Origin of the sequence: Comamonas avium, from assembly GCF_014836675.1 — a bacterium.
In the GTDB taxonomy this organism is placed as follows: domain Bacteria; phylum Pseudomonadota; class Gammaproteobacteria; order Burkholderiales; family Burkholderiaceae_C; genus Comamonas; species Comamonas avium.
The window spans coordinates 280,220-302,907 of record NZ_JACSQK010000003.1; the positions used below are offsets into that span (position 1 = coordinate 280,220).

Annotated in this window: 19 protein-coding genes; 15 read left to right on the top strand and 4 right to left on the bottom strand. The window is 56.5% G+C overall.

The window, feature by feature from the left end:
- Nucleotides 1–41: 41 nt before the first annotated feature.
- On the top strand, nt 42–1,160 hold the full coding sequence (locus H9646_RS06570) for a beta-ketoacyl-ACP synthase III (protein WP_191722546.1): 1,119 nt from the start codon (nt 42–44) through the stop codon (nt 1,158–1,160).
- Nucleotides 1,161–1,167: 7 nt separating this feature from the next.
- The gene (gene pgi / locus H9646_RS06575; RefSeq protein ID WP_191722547.1) at nt 1,168–2,784 is read left to right on the top strand and encodes a glucose-6-phosphate isomerase; all 1,617 of its coding nucleotides are present in this window, start codon (nt 1,168–1,170) and stop codon (nt 2,782–2,784) included.
- A gap of 134 nt (nt 2,785–2,918) precedes the next feature.
- Here pgi and groL read toward each other — a convergent pair whose 3' ends face one another.
- On the bottom strand, nt 2,919–4,568 hold the full coding sequence (gene groL, locus H9646_RS06580; protein ID WP_191722548.1) for a chaperonin GroEL: 1,650 nt from the start codon (nt 4,566–4,568) through the stop codon (nt 2,919–2,921).
- Between the two features lie 96 nt (nt 4,569–4,664).
- Entirely contained in the window at nt 4,665–4,955 is a 291-nt protein-coding gene (gene groES / locus H9646_RS06585) for a co-chaperone GroES (RefSeq protein WP_191722549.1), read from the bottom strand.
- A 378-nt stretch (nt 4,956–5,333) separates the two neighbouring features.
- Between groES and H9646_RS06590 the strand changes: the two genes are divergently transcribed.
- Nucleotides 5,334–5,783: a carboxymuconolactone decarboxylase family protein gene (locus H9646_RS06590; protein WP_191722782.1), complete on the top strand. Its 450-nt coding sequence runs from the start codon at nt 5,334–5,336 to the stop codon at nt 5,781–5,783.
- Nucleotides 5,784–6,173: 390 nt separating this feature from the next.
- A complete protein-coding gene (locus H9646_RS06595) occupies nt 6,174–6,542 on the top strand; it encodes a DUF1428 domain-containing protein (RefSeq protein ID WP_191722550.1) in 369 nt (122 codons plus the stop codon).
- 226 nt (nt 6,543–6,768) lie between these two features.
- Here H9646_RS06595 and pdxR read toward each other — a convergent pair whose 3' ends face one another.
- Nucleotides 6,769–8,268 (bottom strand): MocR-like pyridoxine biosynthesis transcription factor PdxR, encoded by a 1,500-nt coding sequence (gene pdxR, locus H9646_RS06600; RefSeq protein ID WP_191722551.1) that lies wholly within the window; start codon nt 8,266–8,268, stop codon nt 6,769–6,771.
- A gap of 108 nt (nt 8,269–8,376) precedes the next feature.
- Between pdxR and H9646_RS06605 the strand changes: the two genes are divergently transcribed.
- Together H9646_RS06605 and H9646_RS06610 are read left to right on the top strand one after the other, a co-directional pair.
- Complete coding sequence (locus H9646_RS06605) at nt 8,377–9,618, top strand: benzoate/H(+) symporter BenE family transporter (protein ID WP_191722552.1); 1,242 nt, start codon at nt 8,377–8,379, stop codon at nt 9,616–9,618.
- Nucleotides 9,615–10,409: a YggS family pyridoxal phosphate-dependent enzyme gene (locus tag H9646_RS06610; RefSeq protein WP_404813085.1), complete on the top strand. Its 795-nt coding sequence runs from the start codon at nt 9,615–9,617 to the stop codon at nt 10,407–10,409. The genes H9646_RS06605 and H9646_RS06610 overlap by 4 nt, the downstream gene beginning before the upstream one ends.
- A 120-nt stretch (nt 10,410–10,529) precedes the next feature.
- Here the strand turns inward: H9646_RS06610 and H9646_RS06615 are convergent, their stop codons facing one another.
- On the bottom strand, nt 10,530–11,336 hold the full coding sequence (locus H9646_RS06615; protein WP_225214024.1) for an IclR family transcriptional regulator: 807 nt from the start codon (nt 11,334–11,336) through the stop codon (nt 10,530–10,532).
- A gap of 374 nt (nt 11,337–11,710) precedes the next feature.
- On the opposite strand from H9646_RS06615, the gene H9646_RS06620 reads away from it, so the two are divergent.
- The 9 genes from H9646_RS06620 (at nt 11,711) to H9646_RS06655 (ending at nt 22,218) form a co-directional block, all read left to right on the top strand.
- Complete coding sequence (locus H9646_RS06620; RefSeq protein ID WP_191722554.1) at nt 11,711–12,274, top strand: fimbrial protein; 564 nt, start codon at nt 11,711–11,713, stop codon at nt 12,272–12,274.
- A gap of 45 nt (nt 12,275–12,319) precedes the next feature.
- Entirely contained in the window at nt 12,320–13,042 is a 723-nt protein-coding gene (locus H9646_RS06625) for a fimbrial biogenesis chaperone (RefSeq protein WP_191722555.1), read from the top strand.
- Nucleotides 13,043–13,228: 186 nt separating this feature from the next.
- Nucleotides 13,229–15,667, top strand: coding sequence for a fimbria/pilus outer membrane usher protein (locus H9646_RS06630; RefSeq protein ID WP_225214025.1), 2,439 nt, complete (start codon nt 13,229–13,231; stop codon nt 15,665–15,667).
- Complete coding sequence (locus H9646_RS06635) at nt 15,664–16,647, top strand: fimbrial protein (protein WP_191722557.1); 984 nt, start codon at nt 15,664–15,666, stop codon at nt 16,645–16,647. Before H9646_RS06630 ends, H9646_RS06635 begins: the two co-directional genes overlap by 4 nt.
- A 107-nt stretch (nt 16,648–16,754) precedes the next feature.
- On the top strand, nt 16,755–16,934 hold the full coding sequence (locus tag H9646_RS18380; RefSeq protein ID WP_225214026.1) for a hypothetical protein: 180 nt from the start codon (nt 16,755–16,757) through the stop codon (nt 16,932–16,934).
- Nucleotides 16,935–17,072: 138 nt separating this feature from the next.
- Nucleotides 17,073–17,273 (top strand): hypothetical protein, encoded by a 201-nt coding sequence (locus tag H9646_RS06640; protein WP_191722558.1) that lies wholly within the window; start codon nt 17,073–17,075, stop codon nt 17,271–17,273.
- 124 nt (nt 17,274–17,397) lie between these two features.
- Nucleotides 17,398–18,015, top strand: a complete 618-nt coding sequence (locus H9646_RS06645) for a response regulator transcription factor (RefSeq protein ID WP_191722559.1) — start codon at nt 17,398–17,400, stop codon at nt 18,013–18,015.
- A gap of 15 nt (nt 18,016–18,030) precedes the next feature.
- Nucleotides 18,031–21,216, top strand: a complete 3,186-nt coding sequence (locus tag H9646_RS06650; protein ID WP_191722560.1) for an ATP-binding protein — start codon at nt 18,031–18,033, stop codon at nt 21,214–21,216.
- Between the two features lie 126 nt (nt 21,217–21,342).
- Nucleotides 21,343–22,218: an EAL domain-containing protein gene (locus tag H9646_RS06655; protein WP_191722561.1), complete on the top strand. Its 876-nt coding sequence runs from the start codon at nt 21,343–21,345 to the stop codon at nt 22,216–22,218.
- Nucleotides 22,219–22,688: the final 470 nt, after the last annotated feature.

Here is a 22,688-nt window from a genome sequence, read left to right on the forward strand (position 1 = left end):
TTGCAGGCTGCGCCGCGCTGGCGGGTCATGGAAATATTTTTATGCATTCTGTTGTTATTAGCGGTACGGGCTTGTATCAGCCGCCTCACACCATCACCAATGCCGAGCTGGTGGAGGCTTTCAATAGCTACGTGGATCTTCAAAATGCACGTTTCGCCAGCGACATAGCAGCGGGTAGCCGCCCGGCGTTGCAGCATTCGAGCGTGGAATTCATCGAGAAAGCCTCTGGCATTGGGCAACGCTACGTGTTGGAGAAAACGGGGGTACTTGATCCGCAGCGCATGTATCCACGTTTTCAGGAGCGCTCTGACGATCAGCTGTCATTGATGGCAGAAATTGCAGTCGCCGCCGCCCATGAAGCACTGGCGCAGGCCGGTAAAACGGGTGCTGATATTGATATGGTGCTGTGCGCAGCTTCCAATATGCAGCGTGCCTATCCCGCCATGGCAGTGGAAATTCAGCAAGCCCTGGGGGCCGGGGGCTATGGGTTTGACATGAATGTAGCCTGCTCATCGGCCACATTTGCGATTGAACAAGCCGTTAATGCCGTGCGTTGTGGCACTGCTCAATGTGTACTGGTTGTGAATCCAGAAATTACGTCTGCACACCTTGAATGGCGTGACCGCGACTGCCACTTTATCTTTGGTGATGTGTGTACGGCAGTGATCATTGAACGTGCAGACACTGCCACCAGCCAGGATGCGTGGGAGGTGCTGGGCACTCATTTGGCGACACAGTTCTCCAACAATATTCGCAACAACTTCGGTTTCATGAATCGAAGTGAAGACAGTGATCCTGTTGCGCGTGACAAGACTTTCCGGCAAGAAGGCCGTAAGGTATTCAAGGAAGTTGTGCCGATTGCTGCGGCACACATTCAAGCGCATCTGGAAAAAATGGATCAGACACCTGAGCAAGTCCGCCGCTACTGGTTGCACCAGGCTAATTTGGGGATGAACCAGCTGGTCTTGAAGAAACTGGTGGGAGAAGCCTCGGCTGACCGTGCGCCGCTGATTCTGGACGAATTTGCCAATACCGCTTCTGCGGGATCCATCATCGCTTTTCACAAGCACCGTGCAGATCTGCTGGCCGGTGATACGGGCGTGATCTGCTCTTTTGGAGCAGGGTATTCCGTGGGAAGCGTGGTAGTGCGCAAGCGCTAAGTCAAGCATGGATTTGGTCTGTCATGAAGCGCCAGAGTGGGCGCAGCTGCAAGTGCACTTTCAAGCCTTCAAAGAAGGCTTTGACCTGCAGCAAGCGTTCGGTGCTGATCCTCAGCGCCTGGAAAAACTAAGTCAGCAAGCGCCTTATGTGTTTGCAGATTTATCCAAAAATTGGCTGCTGGAAAATACGGAAGCACTGCTGGCCCAACTGGGCCATGCACGCAAGGTACATGCGTTGCGTGACAGCATGCTGGCCGGGCAGGCCATCAACACAAGTGAAGGGCGTGGCGCCATGCACTGGCTGCTTCGCACGCCACAAGATGGTGGCTTGCTGCGTGAAAACAAAGTTGTGCAGGCATGGCCGGCAGACATGCGCCAGGCATTGGGTGATGTTCACAGCACCTTGAATGCCATGCTCCAATTGGCGGAGCAACTGCGCGCAGACTCGCGCATCACGGATGTGGTCAATATTGGTATTGGTGGCTCGCACCTTGGCCCGGAAGTGGTGGTGCAGGCGCTGGAAGACTGGGTCGATACGGGCAAACAATTTCACTTTGTCTCGAATGTCGACGGGCATGAACTTGGGCATGTACTGCGCAAGGTCAGACCTGAGAGCACCCTCTTTCTGATTGCGTCCAAGTCCTTCACTACGGCGGAAACCATGCTCAATGCGCATTCCGCACGTGAGTGGTTCTTGGCCAACGGGGGCAGTGACAGCGCCGAAGATGCGTGCAATATTGATCGCCACTTTGTGGCGCTGACAACCAATACAGAGGCTGCGGCTGCCTTCGGTATTTCACGCACTCTGGGCTTTTGGGACTGGGTCGGTGGCCGATTCTCTCTGTGGTCAGCCATTGGCTTGCCAATTGCCATTGCGATAGGGGCAACGCAATTTCGTCGCCTGCTGCAGGGCGCGCATGCAATGGATGCGCACTTCTTTACCGCACCTGATGCGCAGAATTTACCCATGCGCTTGGGGCTGCTGGACGTGTGGAATCGCAACTTTTGCGGCTTCAGCAGCCGTTGCATTGCTCCATACAGCCATGGGTTGCGCCGGTTGACAGCCTATCTCCAGCAACTGGAGATGGAGAGCAATGGCAAGCGCGTGACGCGCCATGGCCACAAGCTGGAGGTGCCCACCTGCGCCGTGGTCTGGGGTGAGCCCGGAACCAATGGCCAGCATGCCTTCTTTCAGATGCTTCACCAGGGCCCTGATGTCATTCCAGTGGAATTCATTGCGCTGCGCGATGGGGGCAAGTATCTGGGTGCACACCACCAAAGTCTGGTAATCAATGCCATTGCCCAGGCACAGGCGCTGATGGTCGGACGCCATGGCGAGGGCGTGGAGCGGGACTGTCCAGGCAACCGGCCCAGTACGTTCTTGCTGCTGCAATCGCTGGACCCCGCGTCCTTGGGGGCGCTGATCGCATTGTATGAGCACCGTGTGTTTGTTTCTGGTGCGGTGTGGGGCATCAACAGCTTTGACCAGTGGGGTGTAGAGCTGGGTAAAAAGCTGGCGCAGGAGCTGCGCGTCTGCCAGCAAACCGATGACTGGCGTGGTGTAGATCCATCGACTGTTTCCTTGATGCAGCGCCTGGCAGAGTCGCCAGTCAATGGCAATTAAAGAGGCGCTATCCACGCTTTGCGGGTAAGCGTCAAAGCCGCGTTGCCCGCTAAGACAAAAGGCCGCGAAAGCGGCCTTTTGTCTTATTGTGTGCAGCAACCGAAGTGTTGTCACTTCGGTTGGCAGCTTGGCAATTACATGCCCATGCCGCCCATGCCACCCATGCCGCCCATGCCACCCATGTCAGGGGCGCCAGCGCCTTCAGCCTTGGGGGCTTCGGCAACCATGCACTCGGTGGTCAGCAGCAGCGAAGCCACGGAAGCAGCGTTCTGCAGTGCAGTACGGGTCACCTTGGTTGGGTCCAGGATACCCATTTCCAGCATGTCACCGTAAGTGTCGTTGGCCGCGTTAAAGCCGAAGTTGCCCTGGCCCTTCAGCACAGCGTCCACCACCACCGATGGCTCGCCACCGGCGTTGGCCACGATTTCGCGCAGAGGCGCTTCGATGGCCTTCAGCACCAGCTTGATACCAGCATCCTGCTCGGCGTTGTCGCCCTTCAGGTTGCCAATAGCTTGCTTGGCGCGCAGGAATGCCACGCCGCCGCCTGCCACGATGCCTTCTTCCACAGCAGCGCGGGTTGCGTGCAGGGCGTCTTCCACGCGGGCCTTCTTTTCCTTCATCTCGACTTCGGTCGCAGCGCCAACCTTGATCACTGCAACACCGCCGGCCAGCTTGGCCACGCGCTCTTGCAGTTTTTCACGGTCGTAGTCGCTGGTCGCTTCTTCGATTTGCAGGCGGATTTGCTTGACGCGAGTTTCGATTTCATCAGCTTGGCCAGCACCGTCGATGATGGTGGTGTTTTCCTTGCCGATTTCAACGCGCTGAGCTTGGCCCAGGTCTTCCAAAGTGACCTTGTCCAGAGTCAGGCCCACTTCTTCAGCGATAACCTTGCCACCGGTCAGGATAGCGATGTCTTCCAGCATGGCCTTGCGGCGATCGCCAAAGCCAGGAGCCTTCACAGCCACAACCTTCAGAATGCCGCGGATGGTGTTGACCACCAGCGTTGCCAGGGCTTCGCCTTCGACGTCTTCTGCAATGATCAGCAGAGGACGGCCAGCCTTGGCCACTTGCTCCAGAGTAGGCAGCAGGTCACGGATGTTGCTGATCTTCTTGTCAAACAGCAGCACGAAGGGGTTGTCCAGAACAGCAGATTGCTTTTCTGGGTTGTTGATGAAGTAAGGCGACAGGTAGCCACGGTCGAACTGCATGCCTTCAACGACATCCAGCTCGTTGTCCAGGCTCTTGCCTTCTTCCACAGTGATCACGCCTTCCTTGCCAACCTTGTCCATCGCGTCAGCAATGATCTTGCCGATGGATTCGTCGGAGTTCGCGGAGATCGAACCAACCTGAGCGATTTCCTTGGAAGTGGTCGTGGCTTTGGACTGGGTCTTCAGCTGTTCCACCAGAGCGGCCACAGCCTTGTCGATACCGCGCTTGAGGTCCATGGGGTTCAGACCAGCGGCAACGTACTTGCTGCCTTCGCGCACGATGGCCTGGGCCAGCACGGTAGCAGTTGTCGTGCCGTCACCAGCGATATCGTTGGTCTTGGAGGCCACTTCCTTGACGAGCTGAGCGCCCATGTTCTGCAGCTTGTCCTTCAGCTCGATTTCCTTGGCCACGGACACACCGTCCTTGGTCACGGTAGGGGCGCCGAACGAACGCTCCAGTACAACGTTGCGGCCTTTAGGGCCCAGAGTCACCTTGACTGCGTTGGCCAGAATGTTCACGCCTTCAACCATGCGAGCGCGGGCTTCACCACCAAATACTACGTCTTTTGCTGCCATTTTTGGCTCCTACAAATTGGGTTCAATTTAACCGCAAGTTCTTGTAAATAAAGAGCTTGAAGCTATGAATTTGAAAGTTGGAAAGAAGCGAGAAAATTACTTCTCAACAACTGCAAACAAGTCGTCTTCCTTCATCACCAGCAGCTCGTCGCCGTTGACCTTCACGGTCTGGCCGCTGTACTTGCCGAACAGAACGCGGTCACCGACCTTCACGTTCAGAGCGATTTGCTCGCCCTTGTCGTTACGCTTGCCAGGGCCCACAGCCAGCACTTCGCCTTGATCAGGCTTTTCAGCAGCGTTGTCAGGGATATAGATGCCCGAAGCGGTCTTGGTTTCGTTCTCAAGGCGCTTGACGATTACGCGGTCGTGCAAAGGACGCAGGTTCATAACATCTCCTAGATATCAATCAACAAGGTGAATAGATCTAAAACCCTGCCAAGGCAGGATTGGTTCTAACTGGTGAGGAGTTGGTGCTGTTAGCACTCAACACCATCGAGTGCTAATAATAAGGGAAATTTTTTTGCTTTCAAGGGGTAGGCCTTCACACAAAGTTGTAACTGCGCAGTTGCTGCCCTGAGGCTGAGCACCAGACAGTGGCTGCCGTGCAGTTGAAGGGTTGGTGAAAGTTCGCTATCACTCGCAATGGACAGGTGCTGTCGACCCACGGCACTCTTCACTCCAATGGGCCCATGCAACAACATGGACTAATTTTTGTGATCAGTCAGGAGTTTTTCCTTGGCTTATCTTGTCTTGATAGGAGTAAATATGACAGCAAGAATTGACTACAACACTGTTGCACCAGGCGCATCTGCTGCGCTGGCCGGTGTCTATGGCTATGTGATGAAAAGCGGCTTACCGCCCGAGTTGGTGGAATTGGTCTATCTACGAGTCTCGCAAATCAACAACTGCGCATTTTGCCTGGACATGCATACCCGCGACTTGCTCGCTAAGGGGGTGAAGGTCGAGAAGCTGGCATTGGTTCAGGCGTGGAGAGAAGCAGGTAAGCTTTTTGATATCCGTGAGAGAGCCGCCCTTGCATGGGCTGAATCAGTGACCAAGGTTGACCAGACAGGGGTGCCCGATGAAGACTACTCACAGGCTAAAGCTGTTTTTACCGAAAAAGAGCTGGTTGATTTGACCGTGGCTATTAGCCTTATGAACGCTTACAACCGGATGGCTATTAGTTTTCGCAACACTCCAAAAGCTGCCGAATAGCCTTGAATCTGCCGTAGAGGCAGCTGCAGGTGCAATGGCTGCACATGGCTGAAAGCTCCCTGTTCGTTCTTGTCACAGATAGCAGCCATTCGGGGCGTGTCAGCAATTGCAACGGCCTTGGCTGCGATGCGCGCCGAACTCACACAGGCGCCAGAAGTGGCAGGCAAGCACACCTGATTTTGTGCTCGCAAGCAGCGTTGCCGTAGTGGTTAAAACTCGCGCGCTATATCTCGCGAACCATCTGTAAAGGCCATGCTTGCGTGGATTGCATGAGCGTGACTTGGGCGCTTAAACGGTCTACGCTGTGCGCAGCGCAGCAGCTGATCGAGCGGGCATTGGGTGGCGGCGCTTTATCAATCTCAACCCGCCAACTTAGCAGGAGTGAAAAACATGTCATATATCGACGGGTTTGTGATTGCCGTTCCCACGGCCAACAAAGAAAAGTTCATTGAGCATGCTCGCAAACTGGATCCGATATTCCTCGAGCTGGGCGCACTGCGTGTGATTGAGGGCTGGGGCGATGATGTGCCCGATGGCAAAGTCACTGACTTCAGGCGCTCAGTTCAAGCTACGGCAGAGGAGACAGTGGCTTTTTCGTGGATCGAATGGCCGGACAAGGCAACTCGCGATGCTGCCATGAAAAAAATGATGGAAGACCCCCGGATGGATCCCTCTTCTCCGGGTAATCCTCCCATGCCCTTTGATGGCAAGCGCATGATCTTCGGAGGGTTCGAGCAGGTGGTCGAGATAAAGGCCTGAGGTCTGCGCAGGGCTGGTAGCAGTCCATCACCGAGCTGTTCAGCCAGCCCAGAGTGCTGATTGTGGCCGTCCTGCAAAAGAGTCCGCCATCACACAGCGCATGAAGTGCTGCCGACCCCTGTGCGGTTTTTCAGGGCAACGCCCCAAAACAGTCTTGTCACCATAAGCAAGTGTTATGGCTTGCCACCCATTTCTCCTCCTGCATTGCCAGTAGGTGCAAAGGGGGCTAGGGGCACAACTTGAGCAGCACGTTCGCCAGCTTCTTTACTGCGGTTTCTAGCTCGTGTGGCGCATGGGCGGCAAACCCCATGAGAAAGCCCGCTTGGTGCCGGCTCGATGCGTGCAGCGCTGTCAGGCCCAGTAAGTCGATACCAGCCCGATGTGCGGCCTCCACCGCCTCTCGCTCGGGAATGTCGCGGATGAATACGCAGGGCATCTGCATGCCCCCTGACGGCACATGTGGTTCCACAAAATCTGCCAGATGCTCGCCAATCAGCCTTGCCAGCACATCGCGGCGCTCGGCATAAACGGCGCGCATGGTGCGCACGTGGGCACCAAAGTGGCCGCCTTCAATGAAGCGTGCAAGTGTCAGTTGCGGAATCGGTGCGCTGTGTCCATCCAGCAGCGTGCGGGCCACCGTCATGGGCGCGACCAGCGACGGCGGCAGCACCATATAACCGATGCGCAGCCCGGGAAACAGTGATTTGGTGAAGGTGCCAATGTAGATTGTCCGGTCATGCGGATCGAGACCCTGCACGCAGGCGGTGGGTTTGCCCGCGTAGTGAAACTCGCTGTCATAGTCATCTTCGATGATCCAGCTGTGGTGCTGCCTGGCCCATTCGATGATGGCCAGCCGCCGGTCCAGCGACAGTGTTGCCCCGGTGGGGAACTGGTGCGACGGCGTCAGGAATACAGCGCGGGCCGCCTCACCAAGCGTTTGCGTCGCCTCAAGCAGGTGCTCTACCTGCAGGCCATCGGCATCCAGTGGCACCGGCACGCATTGCAGCCCGGCGGCATCGAACGCTTTGCGTGCACCGTGGTAGACAGGGTCTTCAATGAAGATGCGCTCGCCTGCATCCAGCAGCACGCTGGCGCACAGGGTCAAAGCCTGCTGTGAGCTGGTCAGCACCAGTACGCGCTCGGCTGTGGCACATGCCCCCCGCTCTAGATTGACGTAATCGGCAATGGCCCGGCGCAGTGGCTCCATTCCCTGCGGCGGGCTATGCAGCAGCGCTTGCGTGCCGTATTCCTTGAGCACCTGCCGCTCCAGCCGCTCCCAGGTAGAGAGCGGGAAATTGCGTGTCTCGGGCACACCGGGCGCGAACGGGCGCGGCGCCAGAAAGTCACGCACGCCCCCATCCTGAAACATTGCCTGGCCGCGCTGGCTCAGGCGCGGGGTCTCCTTGTGGCCCACATCCATGTTCCTGCGCTTGCCACGTCCCGGCAGGCGTTGCACCCGCTCCGATACGAAACTGCCGCTGCCCACACGCCGCTCGATGAAGCCTTCCGCGTGCAACTGGCTATAGGCCGACTCGACCGTATCGCGCGAAACCTCCAGCGACTTTGCCAGCGCGCGTGATGCGGGCAATGGTCTTCCCACATCCAGCGCACCGTCGAGGATTAACTGGCGAATGGCACGTTGCACACGCGCATGCAGTGGCAAAGCGCCGTGTGCAGGGTCGCCCATCCAGGCTTTGACGGATTCAAGTTGCGCGTGTTTGAACAATTGGCCGGTATCTCATTAAAAAAATGGCGGGGAACATCAGGCCATTTTAAAGCTACAAATGCATTTCCCCATCCACTCAGCACACGCTTTCGCAGTCACCGTCAGGCCATGCCATCTGCTTCTTTACCTTCGTCGTTTCGCTGGAACGATTTCACCCATCCCGTCGTGGCGGGCCTGATCTCAGTCATCGTCAACTACGGTGGTACTTTCATTTTGGTGTTCCAGGCAGCCAAGGTGGCCGGCCTCAGCGCGGAGCTGACGGCATCGTGGGTGTGGTCAGTTTCCATTGGTGTGGGGGTAACGGGGATCATCCTGAGCTGGATATCTCGCGAGCCGATCATCACCGCCTGGTCCACACCAGCGGCGGCATTTCTGGTCACAGCACTGGCGAGCGTGCCTTACGCACAAGCGGTTGGTGCCTACCTGATCTGCGGTGCCGCCTTCGTGGTGCTGGGCCTGTCAGGCTGGTTTGACCGGGTCATTCGCCTGATACCGCCGGGCGTGGCGGCGGGGCTGCTGGCAGGTATCTTGCTGCAATTCGGAATCAAAGCCTTCGGCGGCATGAGCCTAGAGCCGCTGCTGGCCGGGCTGTTAATCGTTGCCTATGTGGTGCTCAAACGCTTTTGCGCACGCTATGCGGTGGTGGGTATTTTGTTGCTGGGGCTGGTTTTCCTGCTGGTTCAAGAGCGTATCGATCTGTCGGGGCTGTCACTGACGTTGGCCGCACCGGTCTTCACCATGCCCGCGTTTTCTGTCAACGCACTGCTGAGTGTGGCGTTGCCGCTGTTTCTCATCACCCTGACGGGCCAGTACATGCCCGGCATGCTGGTGCTGCGCAACGATGGCTTTCAAACCAGTGCCAACCCCATCGTCGCCATGACCGGACTTGGCTCCCTGCTGATGGCTCCATTCGGTTCGCACGCCTTCAACATTGCCGCCATCACCGCTGCCATCTGCACTGGCCCGCAGGCGCATGAAGACCCATCCAAGCGGTGGATTGCCGGCATTGCTGCAGGCATTTTCTACACCCTGGTCGGGGTGTTTGGCGTGACGCTGGCGGCTGTTTTCATGGCCTTTCCTGCAACCTTCATCACCACGCTGGCGGGTCTGGCGCTGCTGGGCACCATCGGTGCCAGCCTTGGCAGCGCGATGGCTGATCCCAAGACACGCGAGGCCTCACTGATCACCTTTTTGGCTGCTGCTGCCAACATCACCTTGCTAGGCATTGGCGGGGCGTTCTGGGGCCTGGTCATCGGGCTGGTTGCATATGCAGTGCTCAATGGCCGGTTGCCGCACAGAGCTTCGACAGCTGTCATTTCCCCGGCGCCAGCCGGCAAGAGAGTGGGATGATGTTCAAGCCTTCTGAAACACAGCCACAGCATGGTCACTACCCCGAGGCCACCACGGTCGAAGATTTGCAACGCAATCTGGCGGCAGTGCGCACGCGCATCGAGGCAGCCTGCCGCCGCTGTGACCGCGATCCTGCAACCGTGCGCCTGCTGCCGGTCAGCAAGACCAAGCCCGAGGCAAGCCTGCGGCTGGCCTACGCTGCCGGTTGCCGATTGTTGGGTGAAAACAAGGTGCAAGAGGCGCACCGCAAATACGAAGCCATGCAGGATCTGCACGATCTGCAATGGTCGGTCATTGGCCATTTGCAAACCAACAAAGCCAAACTGGTGGCGCGGTTTGCAACCGAGTTTCAGGCGCTGGACAGCCTGCGCGTTGCCCAAGCGTTGGATCGCCGCCTGCAGATCGAAGGCCGTTCGCTGGACGTGTTCGTGCAGGTCAACACCTCGGGCGAAGCCAGCAAGTACGGTGTGGCTCCTGAGAATGCGCTGGCCTTCATGCAGGCGCTGCCTGCGTTCTCTGCGCTGCGCGTGCGCGGGCTGATGACGCTGGCGCTGTTCTCCAGCGAGGCTGAGCGCGTGCGCCAGTGCTTCGTGCTGCTGCGCAAGCTGCGCGACCAATTGCAGCAGAGCACGCACCCCTGCATCGGGCTGCAAGAACTGTCCATGGGCATGTCCGGTGATTTCGAGATCGCCATCGAGGAAGGCGCTACGGTGGTGCGCGTTGGTCAGGCCATCTTTGGTGCTCGCCCTGTGCCGGACAGCCACTACTGGCCCCATGACCCCCATGCATAGCACCTGCAGCTGCTCGCCAGCATCTTGAATTGGGGCACCTGCTCAGGCCTTGTCTCTAGCGCAAGCCTTTGATTTGCACGCCTGTGTCAGCCCCTCTGAGGGAAGAGGGCGCGGCCATCATCACGGGTGCCAGTAGCTTTCTCGGACTAGAGGTGCTGCTGTGCCCGTATTTCCGGCCAGTGCATAGGACAGCTGGTTGGCTGCAGCAATCACCGTTTTGGCCATTTCTTCCAATTTTTGCTGAGGCAGGCGTGAAGCAGGGCCAGACACGCACACGGAGCCTAGAAGCCGCCAGTGCTTGCCAAAAACGGGTGCAGAAATGGTGGCCACGCCTTGCTCGCGTTCTCCGATAGACCAGTGAAAACCACGCTGGCGTATGGCTTCGTATAACTCCCCGGGCGCTCCAGAAAAAGCAAGTATCACGCGCCCTGGAGAGCCTTTGTCCAGCGGCAGGCCTTCACCCATGCGTGCGTGATGGCGCAGCGCTTGTGGCCCTTCTACACGCACAAGACAGGTTCTCACATTGCCTTCTCTGACGTAGAAGGCAGCACTTTCTCCGCTGGCCAGAGTGAGGGCGCGCAGTGCAGGTTCAAGCACGTTTTGCACGTCAAAACCTGCCTGGTATCGCGCTCCCAGCCAGCCTGTTGCGGGGCCCAGACGCCAGTCACCGTCTTCGCGCTGAACCAGATATCCAGACTGCGCAAGCGTGCGTGCAATGCGCAGTGCAGTGGTCTTGTGCAATTGGCAGCGCCGGCTGAGCTCGGCCAGCGTCAGATGCGACTCTCCCAACGCAAAAGCATCCAGCACCTTCATCGCCCGGATGACCGCAATAACGCTGCCCGTTGATGGGATTGCGCCCTCAGGTTCAGCACCAGAGTCTGGGTCGTTGACTTCTTGTACCTGCGCGCAGGCTGTATTGGATTTCATCTCAGAACGTAATGGCAAGTTGCGGTCGGAAGGGTTGCCCATGCTGTATTTGTTTCGTTGTGCGAAATTTCATTGTAACTCTCGAAAATATTTCTTTAAATACAGTGCCGCTTGACTTAAGACTACGCAGTAAAAAATCATGCTTGATTAATTATTGATGAAAGTCTTTATTATTTATTGCTTAAAGTTGAATAGATAATATATTGGCTCTTGAATTATCAAGTGACTGAATCTGAGGATGCGCTCATTGCATTTATTTCGTGTATTGGAGAAGAGTCTTATTTGTTATCAAGAAAATTCTTGTTCATTTATTTTCTATTATTTAGCGAATTTCCACTCGCTAATAACGGCGAACAGTATGGAAGTTCTAAATTATGAAAAAATTGAAGACCATTATTGCGGCCTGCGCAGCTTGCGCATTGACCAGTACCGCAATGGCTGCTGATGGCACCATTAACTTCACCGGTGAAATCACCTCCGCTTCGTGCGTGGTAACAGGCGGGGCTGGCACCGATGTCAATGGCAAGAACATCAACGTGCCGCTGGGCAAGGTCAGTGCCAGCAGTATTACCAATGCTGGTACCGGCAATATGGTTGCCGGTGCGTCGATTAACTTGTCACTCGATTGCACTGCAGCCGGCGTGACTAAAGTTAAGTTCAAATTTGATCCCATGTCCGGCTCGGGTATCGATGCGAGCAATAACAGCCTTCTGAAAACTGACGGTGTGGCACGAGGCGTAGGTATTGGGCTGTACGACGAATCGAACCAGCTCATTAATCTGTCTGCCAACCAGGCATATGTTGCAGAACTGACGGATGCCGGCGCTGGCAACTTTACTGCCGAGTTGCGCATGCGTGCTTCGTATGTTGCTAACGGTGCGACCCTGGTGGTTGGCACAGCCGACGGCACTTTGCCTTTCTCCATGACGTACGAATAAATTGTGCCGGGGGGCTTTTATGCCCCCAGTTTCAGCGAGCCGTTAATGAAAATAAAGTTATTTTTACGCGTATATCTGGTACTGGTATTTTCGACGTACACAGCAATAGGCGTGGCTGGCATCCAGATTGGCGGAACAAGAGTTATTTTTCCCGCCACGCAGCAGGAGGCCACGCTTCAGGTACGCAATGAAGGCGTTAACGACATCATGATTCAGTCCTGGATTGAGGCGATGCCCAGTCAGGCTGAGAGCGATGTCCCGTTTGCCATCACACCATCGCTGGCTCGCCTGGGCCACCGCAAAGAGCAGACGCTGCGCATCTTCTATCAGGGCGTGGGTCTGCCGCAGGACCGCGAGTCAGTGGTGTGGCTGAGCGTTCAAGAAATTCCCCAGGTCAGCGAGTTTGAGAACAGTCTGCAGATCGCTATCCGGCAGCGGTTAAAGCTGTTTTATCGCCCCAAGGATCTGCCGGGCACAGCCGATGCTGCTGCGCGCAACCTGACATGGCGCATCGAGAAAACCTCGGGCTCTCCTGTGCTGCTGGCCAGCAATGACTCTGCGTTCCATGTCTCGTTCGCCAAGGTGAGCATCGTCGTGGACCAGAAAGAGTATGGGGTGGAGCCTTCCATGGTTGCGCCTCAGGGCACCGAGCGCATGGCGTTCACCCTGCCGCTACCCGCCACGTTCAGCGGCGATGCACAAGTGCGCTGGGAATCTATCAATGACTACGGGGGGCTGGTCAAGCACCAGGCCTCGCTGCGTCTGTGACGCGGTATTGGCCCAGTTTTTTTCATTCACTCACTTGATGCGGCTACTACCTCTGCGCAGAACGTGCCTTTCACGTGGGCTCCAACTGCGTTGCATACAGATGAAAAAAACAAAGAAAAGCCCAGAAGGCAGCGCATCTGGATGCAGGCAGGCGCGCCACTGCCTTGCCTGGCAGTGGCATGCCTGATGAGTGTGTCGCCCGCAAACGCCATCCAGTTCAACCCCATGTTCCTCAAAGACAAGGGGGCCAATGTTGATCTGCGCTTCTTTGAAAAGTCCAACGGTATGGTGCCCGGCAGCTACCGCGTCGATCTCTATCTGAATCAGCGCCTGGAACGCCGCCAGAGCATGGACTTCATTGCACAGGGAGCGCGCTCAGAGGTGCAGCCGGTGATCCGTATTGGCCTGTTGCGCGAAATGGGGGTGGACATTGAGCGGCTGCAAAAAGAAGGCATCGTGTCTGAAAACGGCGCTGACGATGAGGCCGTTACTTTGGCGCGCATTGAGGGCTCTGCCGTTGAGATGGATGTCTCCAAGCTCGCCCTTTTTCTCAGTGTTCCCCAGGCGTATATCAGCCGTAACTCGCGGGGCTACGTAGACCCCTCACTTTGGGATGCAGGTGTGCCAGCGGCCTTCACGAACTACCAGTGGACCGTGAACCGCAACACGGGCGGCAACTTCCGCAGTGACTACGCGTACCTGGGATTGCGCAATGGTTTAAACCTTGGCCAATGGCGCCTGCGCAACGATTCATCCCTGAGCCAGAGCACGGGGGTAAAGCGTCGTTTTTCCAGCAACCGCAGCTACGTGGAGCGTGATGTCACTTCGCTCAAAGGTCGTTTTGCCATTGGCCAGCTTTATACGAACAGCGATATTTTTGAAAGCAGCCGCTTTCGCGGTGTGCAGCTAGGTTCGGACATTGGCATGCTGCCTGATGACCTGGCCGGTTACGCACCGGTGGTGCATGGCATTGCCGAAACGCACGCCACGGTTGAAGTGCGCCAGAACGGCTACGTCATCTATTCCACCACCGTGTCGCCGGGCGCTTTTGAGATTCGCGATCTGTACCCCGGCGGCTCCAACGGCGATCTTGACGTAACAATCGTTGAATCTGATGGCCGCAAGCGCACATTCACTCAAGCTTATTCCCACCTGCCGGTGATGGTGCGCCGGGGTGCCTTTCGATACAGCCTGTCGGTGGGTGAGTACGACGCCGATGGCCTGAAGGCGCCCCATCTGCTGCAGGCCACCGCGGTTTATGGTGCCACCAACAATCTGACGGTCTCTGGTGGCTTTTTAAGCGCCAGCGGCTATCGCGCAATCAACCTCGGCCTGGGTTTGAACAGTGCATTCGGTGGTGTGTCGCTGGACATTACCAACAGCCAGTCTCGAAGCCGTCATGGCGGCAACACCACGACCGGTCAGAGTACACGCCTGCTTTACTCAAAAACCTTCTCTCGCACCAGCACAGCCTTCACCATGGCGGGCTACCTTTACTCCACCGTGGGTTATCGCACGGTGCGTGAACATATTCAGGAGCGCAACGGCTCTGATCTGTACCCATTCGTCAACGGCCGGCCCAAGAAACGCATCAACCTGAACCTGAACCAGCCTCTGGGTAGCTATGGCTCGGTATACGCCAGCATGAGTGAAACCAGCTACCGCGACCGTGCGGGCAGTGCACAAAGCATGCAACTGGGCTACAGCGGCAATTTTCGCAACATCAGCTACAGCATCTCAGCATCACGCACAAAAAATACCAACTCCTTGCGCAAGCCAGAAAACCAGCTTGCCGTATCAGTGAGCATTCCGCTGGGCTCGCGCTCGCAACAACGGGTATACAGCCAGATGACCCGTTCGAGCGACGGCAGCAACACCGTACAGGCTGGGGTATCGGGCTACCTGGACGATGACAGCAGGCTGTCTTACTTCGCGCAAGCGGGCTCGGCTGACAGCCAGCGCTCTGGCAGCCGTGGCGTGTTGTGGGATGCACCTGCGGCCAAGCTGGCTGGCAACTACTCGCAATCTGGTGCATTGCGCCACGTTGATGCATCTGCCTCGGGCTCTGTGGTTGCGCATGCCGGTGGCATCACCTTCGGTCAGCCGGTGGGAGAAACCTTTGCGCTGGTGGAAGTGCCCGGAGTAGAGGGAGTGAGCGTGAACGGAGCGCTCACTCATACGAACAAGGCGGGCTATGCCATTGAGAGTTATGTGCAGCCCTATCGCTACAACAGCATTGGCATTGACACGCTGACGCTGGGTGCCGACGTGGATGTGCGTGAAACATCGCAGTACGTTGTGCCGCGGCGCGGTGCCGTGGTCAAGGCCAGCTTTGACGCATCCTCGGGCCGGCGTGTGCAGTTTGTTCTGACCACAAGCGATGGCGAAAAACTGCCTTTTGGTGCCCGCGTAGAGGATGACGCGGGCAGCGTGCTGGCGGTGATTGACCACCAGTCCCGCGCCCTGGTATTTGGCATCAAGGATGACGGCTGGGTGACTGTGCGCTGGGGCGGGGGAGTCTGTTCAGCCCCCTACACCTTGCCAGCCAAGGACAGTGCTCTGACCTATGACCAAGTAAACGTTACCTGCGGTGATGCGCAGGCTGAACACGGAGCCACCCTGTGATTAAAAACCTTCTTCTTGCCGCAGCAACGGTGTTCACGGCCCTGAGCGCCAGCGCTCAAAACAGGAACCAATGCTATTGGCTCGAGCAACCGGCAGCTTCAATCCCGGGCACCGCATCGCGCACCACCAACTTTGTGTTCCTTCCAACGCAAGAGCTCAAGGTTGTTCCCGTTGGTCGATCTATGGGCAGTTTTCGGTTGGACTACGCCTTCAGGGGCATGCCATATCTTAAGTGCCCGCATTTGAAAGTGCCAACAGTAAACACTTCATATTGGCTGGAGGGGGCCACACTGGAGCCAGGCTACAGCGATGTCTACAAAACGAATGTGCCCGGTGTAGGGTTCAGGCTCGCGGAGAAAGACTATTTCACGGACACGGTACCTTTCAGCAGGAGTAGGCAAAACGCAGTGGCTCTTGCTTTTGGTATCAGTGATCTCTATGTGGAATTTATTCGCACGGCATATGAAATTAAAACTGGCAATGTCGATTTGAATTTCACGGTGTATGCCAGATACCATGATTGGACGGCACTGACCTTTTATGCCAACAGCAGGGTTTTGCTGACCACCAAGGAGTACTTCACGGGTTGCGCGGGTGCCCAGACCATCACTTTCCCGCTAGGTAAGGTCAATGCGGCGGATTTGCCGCTGCGCAAAACACGTCGCTTAAATCTGGAGGTGGTATGTACCGGGTTGCCCGCTGGCTCCAAGTTGCCAGTCAAGGTTTATTTTGAGGGCCGCTTCAATGGTCCGGGCAGGCTCAGCCTTACGCCAGGCGGTGCAACAGGTGTTGAAATTGCCTTGAGCAGGAATGGCGCGAAACTGCCCGGGAGTGCAGTTGATATGGACTGGATGCGCTCGGAGTCTGGTGGAGAGCGCTATAGACTGCCCATGGATGTGGGCTATGAGCGTATCGGTAACAGCACAGTCAAGGCTGGCCAAGCGAATGGCACGATGAACTACGTGATTGACTACAACTGAGTTCCAAGGGCCGAGTGATTGGCGCTTAAGTTGTTTTAATAGCTTCTAAGGCTTACCCATAAAGGTTTTCAGATATAAAACTATCTGAAAACCTTTTTTTGTAAGCGATGGAAGCTATTATTTTTATGATGCGGAGCATGGCATTGAAACAGCCTAAGCGCGGACCACGCTACCCGGTGAACCCAATGCTTGTGATGAAGGCGATGGTTGTGATGGCTGCGGCAGATGTGATCGGCGGGCGGCAGGCAACCGCAGCTGGTGCACGCAATGCGGGTGGGGCCAGATAAAGCAAGGGTGTGCACGCTGCTCACCACTTTGGCCCTTCAGCGTTAGCGTGCGTGCAGGGGGCGCGTTCGCAGCAAGGCTGGCGCGTTACTGCAGCACCGGCCTTGAATGGCATCAGGGGTGGTTGCGTTTGCCTGCGCATGGGTCTGCGCTTGCTTGTGCAGAAAAAATTCAATGTCTACAGGCTGTCGGACGGGCTCATCAACGTTTTGCCGGGGCAGGCGCTGCGCCATGAATGGGCTGATAAAAATAGGCGCGCTGCTGCGCCTGCAAATGTTAGCAAAGGTCATCAAAAGTCAATTGCCACAGGCAATCGAGTGCAACCTTTAGAGATGGAGTAACCTCTAAAAGCTTGGACTTACTCACTCGGTACCGGCACGCCTATTGGGGGAGTAGGTCACAGAAAAGCCTAATTACCCCTGCCGCTTGAGCAAAAGCGGTACTTCTTAAGGTTGCGATGGCCCCATGCGAAAGAAAGTCCTGATCGTTGATGATCATCCATTGATTTGCGAGGCCATACGCCAAGCTTTGCTGCCCATTGGCTTTGAGGCCGTTGGTGAAACCGCCGACGGCATTGATGCTTTGCGCATGATTGAGTCGCTAATGCCAGATATCGTCATTTTGGATATCGGGCTGGAAAAGCTTGATGGGCTGACCGTGCTCAAGCGCATTACCAGAGAGAAACTCGACGTCCGGGTGCTTGTGTTTACGTCGCAGTCCAAAGACAGTTATGCCACGCGGTGCCTGCAGGCCGGGGCAAGCGGTTTTGTCAGCAAGAGTGAACCTATCGACAAGCTGACCAAGGCCATCAAGACGATTGCGGATGGCTATGTTTTCTTTCCCAAAAGCGCCATGCCTTTGCTTGGCAAAGCGAAGGTGAGTGGGGGGCTAGACGATCTGACGGACAGGGAGCTGCAGATCCTGAAGCTGCTGGCTGAGGGCTTGTCCAATCGAGAAATCGCGCAGCGGCTGAGCTTGAGTAACAAGACGGTGAGTGGGCACAAGGTCAATATTCAGACCAAGCTCAGTGTTGCTTCAGTGATTGAACTGGGCGAAATCGCTCGGCAGCACCATCTGATCTGAGCTGAAAGTTCGCCAGTGAAGCGCCTGCTGTACATCGCCCTTTGTCTGCTGATCTGCAGCCGGGCTAGTTTTGCGGGCGAACACCTGCTCACGCCTGTGCCTCGGCAAGCGCTCAATGAGTTGAGGGCCACCCTGTCCAAGCCACAGCAGCAGTGGCTTGCGCACAAGCAATCGCTGGCAGTTGGTGTTCTCAACGATCCGTTGCCACCGTTTCGTATCTTCGCGCAGGGCCAGCGTCTGGAAGGCCTTGTGGCGGACTATGTATCTGCCTTGCAGCGCGAGCTGGGTGTGCCTGTGCAAGTGCGTGCCTTTGATACCCGTGGCGAGATGTATGCCGCACTGCGCGACGGCCGCATTGACATGGTCAGCAATGTCAATGCCTTGATGGCGCAAAGCAATGGCTGGGTGCTGAGTGCCCCCTATTCGCTGGCGCAACTGGCACTATTTTCTGAGGGCGGAGACTTGCATGAGTACAGCACAACGGACGGCAAGACCCGCATTGCAGTAGCCAGCGGCATGATGCTGGAGCTGTTTGAAAGCATTGGCGGGCGTGGCCGTTTTCAGCAGTATCCGTCGGCTTTGCTGGCAATGGCCTCGGTGCTGAACGGTGAAAACGATGTGTTTTTGGGCGACACCGTCTCTACGGAGTACCTGTCTAGCCAGTTGTTCAGCAATCAGTTTGTGATCAACCAGAGTGCCAAGCTGCCTGAGGTGAAAGCCGGCTTTGGCATGCTGCCAGACAACACGGTGCTTGCAGGAATACTTCAGCAGGCTTTAGGTGGGCTGACCCGATGCCAGATGATCAGTGCGCAGCATCTGTGGGGTGGAACAGAAGAGTGCAGTGTCAGTGAATTTCGTCATCGGCTCAGCTCTGCAGAGCTCGACTGGCTGGAGCGCGCTGAGACGGTGGAGCTGGTGGTCAGCGAGGACCTGGCACCTTTCGCTTTCTTCAACAGTCGCGGGCGCCTCAATGGTATTGCGTCAGATGTGCTGGACATCATCCGGCGCAAGACCGGGTTGCGTTTCAAGATTCATCGCGTCAGCTCGCTCACAGAAGCGCACAAACTGCTCGATCACGGTCATGGAACGCTGAGCATCCTGCCCGATACAGCTTCAGCGTCACTGCCTTATCTGCGTACGGAGCCGCTGTCGAGCACCCACTATTTGTTTGTGCAGCGCAAGGACTTTGTGCGTGACGATCAGGATGAAAAAAAAGGGACAACCGTAGCTATTGCCAAAGGCTATGTCGACCCCGAGCAGTTCAGGAGCCGGTATCCGCATCTGGTCTTTAAGGAAACCCAGACCATGGGCGAGGCCTTCAAGCTGGTGCGCGATGGCCGCGTGGATCAGGCTCTTGCACCCGCCAACATGGTGCGCTATTACCTGTCCTACAAGTACGAAAATAGCTTGAAGGCGGGAGACGTTCTCAGTGGTTTTGACGCCGGTATTGTGTTTGGCGCGCCGCAGGGGCAGGCAGCATTAATCTCTATCCTTGATAAGGCGCTGCTGGAGATTACGCCCCGGGAGTCACTGCAGATTATTGGCCGCTGGCGTGCCAATTCAGCCACTGATGACAAGTACTGGGAGGGCGTTGCATCCTACGTCTGGCGCATCTTTGAGGTGCTTGGTGTGCTGCTGCTGGTAGCGGGGGTGCTAATTGTTGCCCAGCGCAGGCGCATTCGCAGCAAACGCGAGGATCTGCAGCAGCGGCAGTTGCTGCTGGACGAGTTGCAGGTTGCCAAAGAGTCTGCAGACAAGGCCAGCAGTGCCAAGTCGGTGTTCCTTGCCACGATGAGCCATGAGATTCGCACCCCGCTCAATGCCATCATTGGCATGCTGGAGCTGGTGCTGACACGCAAGGGCGATGCACAGCAGAACCATCAGTTTGCGCACATCGCCTATGAGTCGGCAATAAGCCTGCTTGCGCTCATTGGCGACATTCTGGATATCTCGCGGATTGAAGCGGGCAAGCTGACCTTGGAGGTGGAGCCGATCCGGGTGAAAGATCTGCTGGAGTCTGTGGGCAATGTTTTCTCTGGCCTTGCGCGCCAGAAACAGTTGCGCCTGAACTTGAGCATTGATGCAGGCGCTGCAGAGCAGGTGTGGGGCGATGCGGTGAAGCTCAAGCAGATCGTCTCCAACCTGCTTGGCAATGCCATCAAATTTACGCAGCAAGGAAGTGTGGATCTGCGCTGCTCGGTGGAAGTAGCAGGCGACAGTGAATTGCGTTTTAACATCAGCGTGATCGATACCGGAGTGGGCATTCCCGCTGCGCAGCTGGAGCAAATCTTCAAACCTTTTCGCGGGGTGGATGGTGTGGTCAGCAACCCCAATGCTGGCGCAGGCCTTGGGCTGGCGATCAGTCAGGCGCTGTGCCTGCTGATGGGCAGCAAGCTGAATGTGCAAAGCGAGGTGGGCAGCGGCACGCGGATTGATTTTTCGGTCAAGCTGGCGCGGGTGATGGTGGATGCAGCGACGCAAAACAGCATCGAATCTTCGGCAAATACAGCAGCAGTGCTGACGGTACTGATTGTGGAGGACCATCTGCCAAGCCAGTATTTACTGGTTCAGCAAATTGGCTACCTGGGTCACCGTACGCTGACCGCTTGCAATGGGCTGGAGGGGCTTGCTGTCTGGAGCAAGCATGACATCGACGTAGTGATTACCGACTGCAATATGCCGGAGATGGACGGCCTTGAGATGGCCCGTGCCATTCGCCGTCTGGAGCAGGGGCAGTCCATCAAACCCTGCTTGATCATCGGTCTTACCGCAGATGCGCAGCGCGAAGTGTTTCAGCGCTGTCTGTATGCGGGTATGGATCACGCGCTGGCCAAGCCTGCCAATCTGGCTGCGCTCAACCGCCTCATCCCCAAGCTGGAGACAGGGCAGTCGCAGGCTGTTGAAACTTCATTAATGGCCAATGACATTCAGGCTGCGATGGCCAAGCAGGTCATCACCAGTAATCAAAGTGAAGGCGATGCCTTGCGCCGCGCGCTCGATGAGCACGACCTGCTTGCAGCGATGCGCATCGTGCACAAGCTCAAGGGGACTGCTTACCTGCTCAGTCATCAGGTACTGCTGGAGCAGTGCATGGAGCTTGAGGAGCTTGGTGGCGATGGATTTTCCGTGGCCCTGAGTGACGCGGGTCAGGAATTACTTGAGACACTGGAACAAATTAACCGGTTGCTGCAAGCTGGGTGAACTTTGTACCGAGAAGTTTCTCGGTGTTACTCAAGGTGTATCTTGGCAGGGGTGCAGACGGACCTTTGACCGCAAAGAAGCACATTCGCATACCCTTTCTGGATGACTTCAATAAGTGCTCCAGACATGCGGACTACATGCCCCATTCAACAGTCGATCAGCGCTGAACCTTACCAAAGTGCGCCGGCAACTTTATTTGGCTACACCCCGAATGTGCACGAAATTCTCAGAGGGTTGCGCTGTCACGAGTTTGTGGCTTACGTGCAGCCAAAGTTTGAACTGGAAAGCAATGCGGTGCATTCTGTGGAAGTGCTTGCCCGCTGGGAGCATCCTCAGCGCGGTCTGCTAGCGCCTGCAGCATTCATCCCGTTGATGGCCTTTGAAACACTGCTTTTGGATGAGCTGCTGTGCGATCTTCTGGACCAGGGTCTGGCCTGCCAGACCGAGCTGCACAGTCAGGGGCGAACGCTGGGTTTTTCTTTTAACCTCAGCATGCTTCAGCTGGCCAATGACGCATTGATTGGTCGCCTGATTGGCCGCCTGGGTGAGCACACATTGCCACTTTCCCTTGTGACTTTGGAGGTCACGGAAGATGCGCCCTCTGTTGCGAGTGCTGCCTGTTTTCAGAACGTGAGCCGGCTGCGCAGACTGGGTGTGCGCATGTCTTTAGATGATTACGGAACGGGCTATTCCTCGTTGCTGCGCCTGTGTCAGCTGCCCTTTGACGAGCTCAAGCTGGCCAGCCAGGTGACCTGGCATTCCATTGAGAACAGGCCGTATCGCAGCGTGATTGGCAATACCGTGGCCTTGGCGCAAGAGCTGCGAATGCAGTTGGTTGTGGAAGGCATCGAGACCGAAGGCCAGCGGGTGTGGCTCAAGCAGATGGGAGTGCAGCTTGGGCAGGGCTATTTGCATTCCCGACCCATGGCAGCAGACAGTTTTGCGGAGTGGCTGCGCGCCAACCCCTACGCAATTGCGACGCGAAGTTCTTTCAATAGTTAGCCAGGTCTTTCGAGGGAGGGAGGGAGGGGACAAAGGTTGAGTTGACCCAAAATACGCAATGTAAACACCGTAGAGAGGAGAGGCTGCGGTCGCTTGGGCAGTTCAACCCAGCAGCTAGGCCGGATCAGAGGGAGGCTGAGGCCAGCTGCATTTGTGCAGCTGCATAGCTGCAAAATAAACCTAATCAGAGGTGGCTTGCTTGCGTGTCAGTACAGGTGCTTTGAGTTTTAGAATTCTGCGCATTGCGCCCTCCTGCACTGTGCGACAGGTGCGTTATCGCAGGCTTTGAGATGAATTTCAGGGTGATAGGCATCTCCCCAAAAGACGTTGCCGCGCGTGCCCAATGCCTTGCTATGCGAAGAGGTGTGAATGCCAAGGCGGCACACCGTGAATTTATCTCTGTGCTTTGGCAACCCTGATCGGTGTTGGTTATGGCCGGTGCTTCGCAACATGCCGGCTGGAATTTCGTA

What these genes read in the sequence shown, in the direction of transcription:
- H9646_RS06570 (WP_191722546.1), top strand. Translation starts at nt 42, where the DNA reads ATGCATTCTGTTGTTATTAGCGGTACGGGCTTGTATCAGCCGCCTCAC.
- pgi (WP_191722547.1), top strand. Translation starts at nt 1,168, where the DNA reads ATGGATTTGGTCTGTCATGAAGCGCCAGAGTGGGCGCAGCTGCAAGTG.
- groL (WP_191722548.1), bottom strand. Translation starts at nt 4,568, where the DNA reads ATGGCAGCAAAAGACGTAGTATTTGGTGGTGAAGCCCGCGCTCGCATG.
- groES (WP_191722549.1), bottom strand. Translation starts at nt 4,955, where the DNA reads ATGAACCTGCGTCCTTTGCACGACCGCGTAATCGTCAAGCGCCTTGAG.
- H9646_RS06590 (WP_191722782.1), top strand. Translation starts at nt 5,334, where the DNA reads ATGACAGCAAGAATTGACTACAACACTGTTGCACCAGGCGCATCTGCT.
- H9646_RS06595 (WP_191722550.1), top strand. Translation starts at nt 6,174, where the DNA reads ATGTCATATATCGACGGGTTTGTGATTGCCGTTCCCACGGCCAACAAA.
- H9646_RS06605 (WP_191722552.1), top strand. Translation starts at nt 8,377, where the DNA reads ATGCCATCTGCTTCTTTACCTTCGTCGTTTCGCTGGAACGATTTCACC.
- H9646_RS06610 (WP_404813085.1), top strand. Translation starts at nt 9,615, where the DNA reads ATGATGTTCAAGCCTTCTGAAACACAGCCACAGCATGGTCACTACCCC.
- H9646_RS06615 (WP_225214024.1), bottom strand. Translation starts at nt 11,336, where the DNA reads ATGAAATCCAATACAGCCTGCGCGCAGGTACAAGAAGTCAACGACCCA.
- H9646_RS06620 (WP_191722554.1), top strand. Translation starts at nt 11,711, where the DNA reads ATGAAAAAATTGAAGACCATTATTGCGGCCTGCGCAGCTTGCGCATTG.
- H9646_RS06625 (WP_191722555.1), top strand. Translation starts at nt 12,320, where the DNA reads ATGAAAATAAAGTTATTTTTACGCGTATATCTGGTACTGGTATTTTCG.
- H9646_RS06630 (WP_225214025.1), top strand. Translation starts at nt 13,229, where the DNA reads ATGAGTGTGTCGCCCGCAAACGCCATCCAGTTCAACCCCATGTTCCTC.
- H9646_RS18380 (WP_225214026.1), top strand. Translation starts at nt 16,755, where the DNA reads ATGGAAGCTATTATTTTTATGATGCGGAGCATGGCATTGAAACAGCCT.
- H9646_RS06640 (WP_191722558.1), top strand. Translation starts at nt 17,073, where the DNA reads ATGGGTCTGCGCTTGCTTGTGCAGAAAAAATTCAATGTCTACAGGCTG.
- H9646_RS06645 (WP_191722559.1), top strand. Translation starts at nt 17,398, where the DNA reads ATGCGAAAGAAAGTCCTGATCGTTGATGATCATCCATTGATTTGCGAG.
- H9646_RS06655 (WP_191722561.1), top strand. Translation starts at nt 21,343, where the DNA reads ATGCGGACTACATGCCCCATTCAACAGTCGATCAGCGCTGAACCTTAC.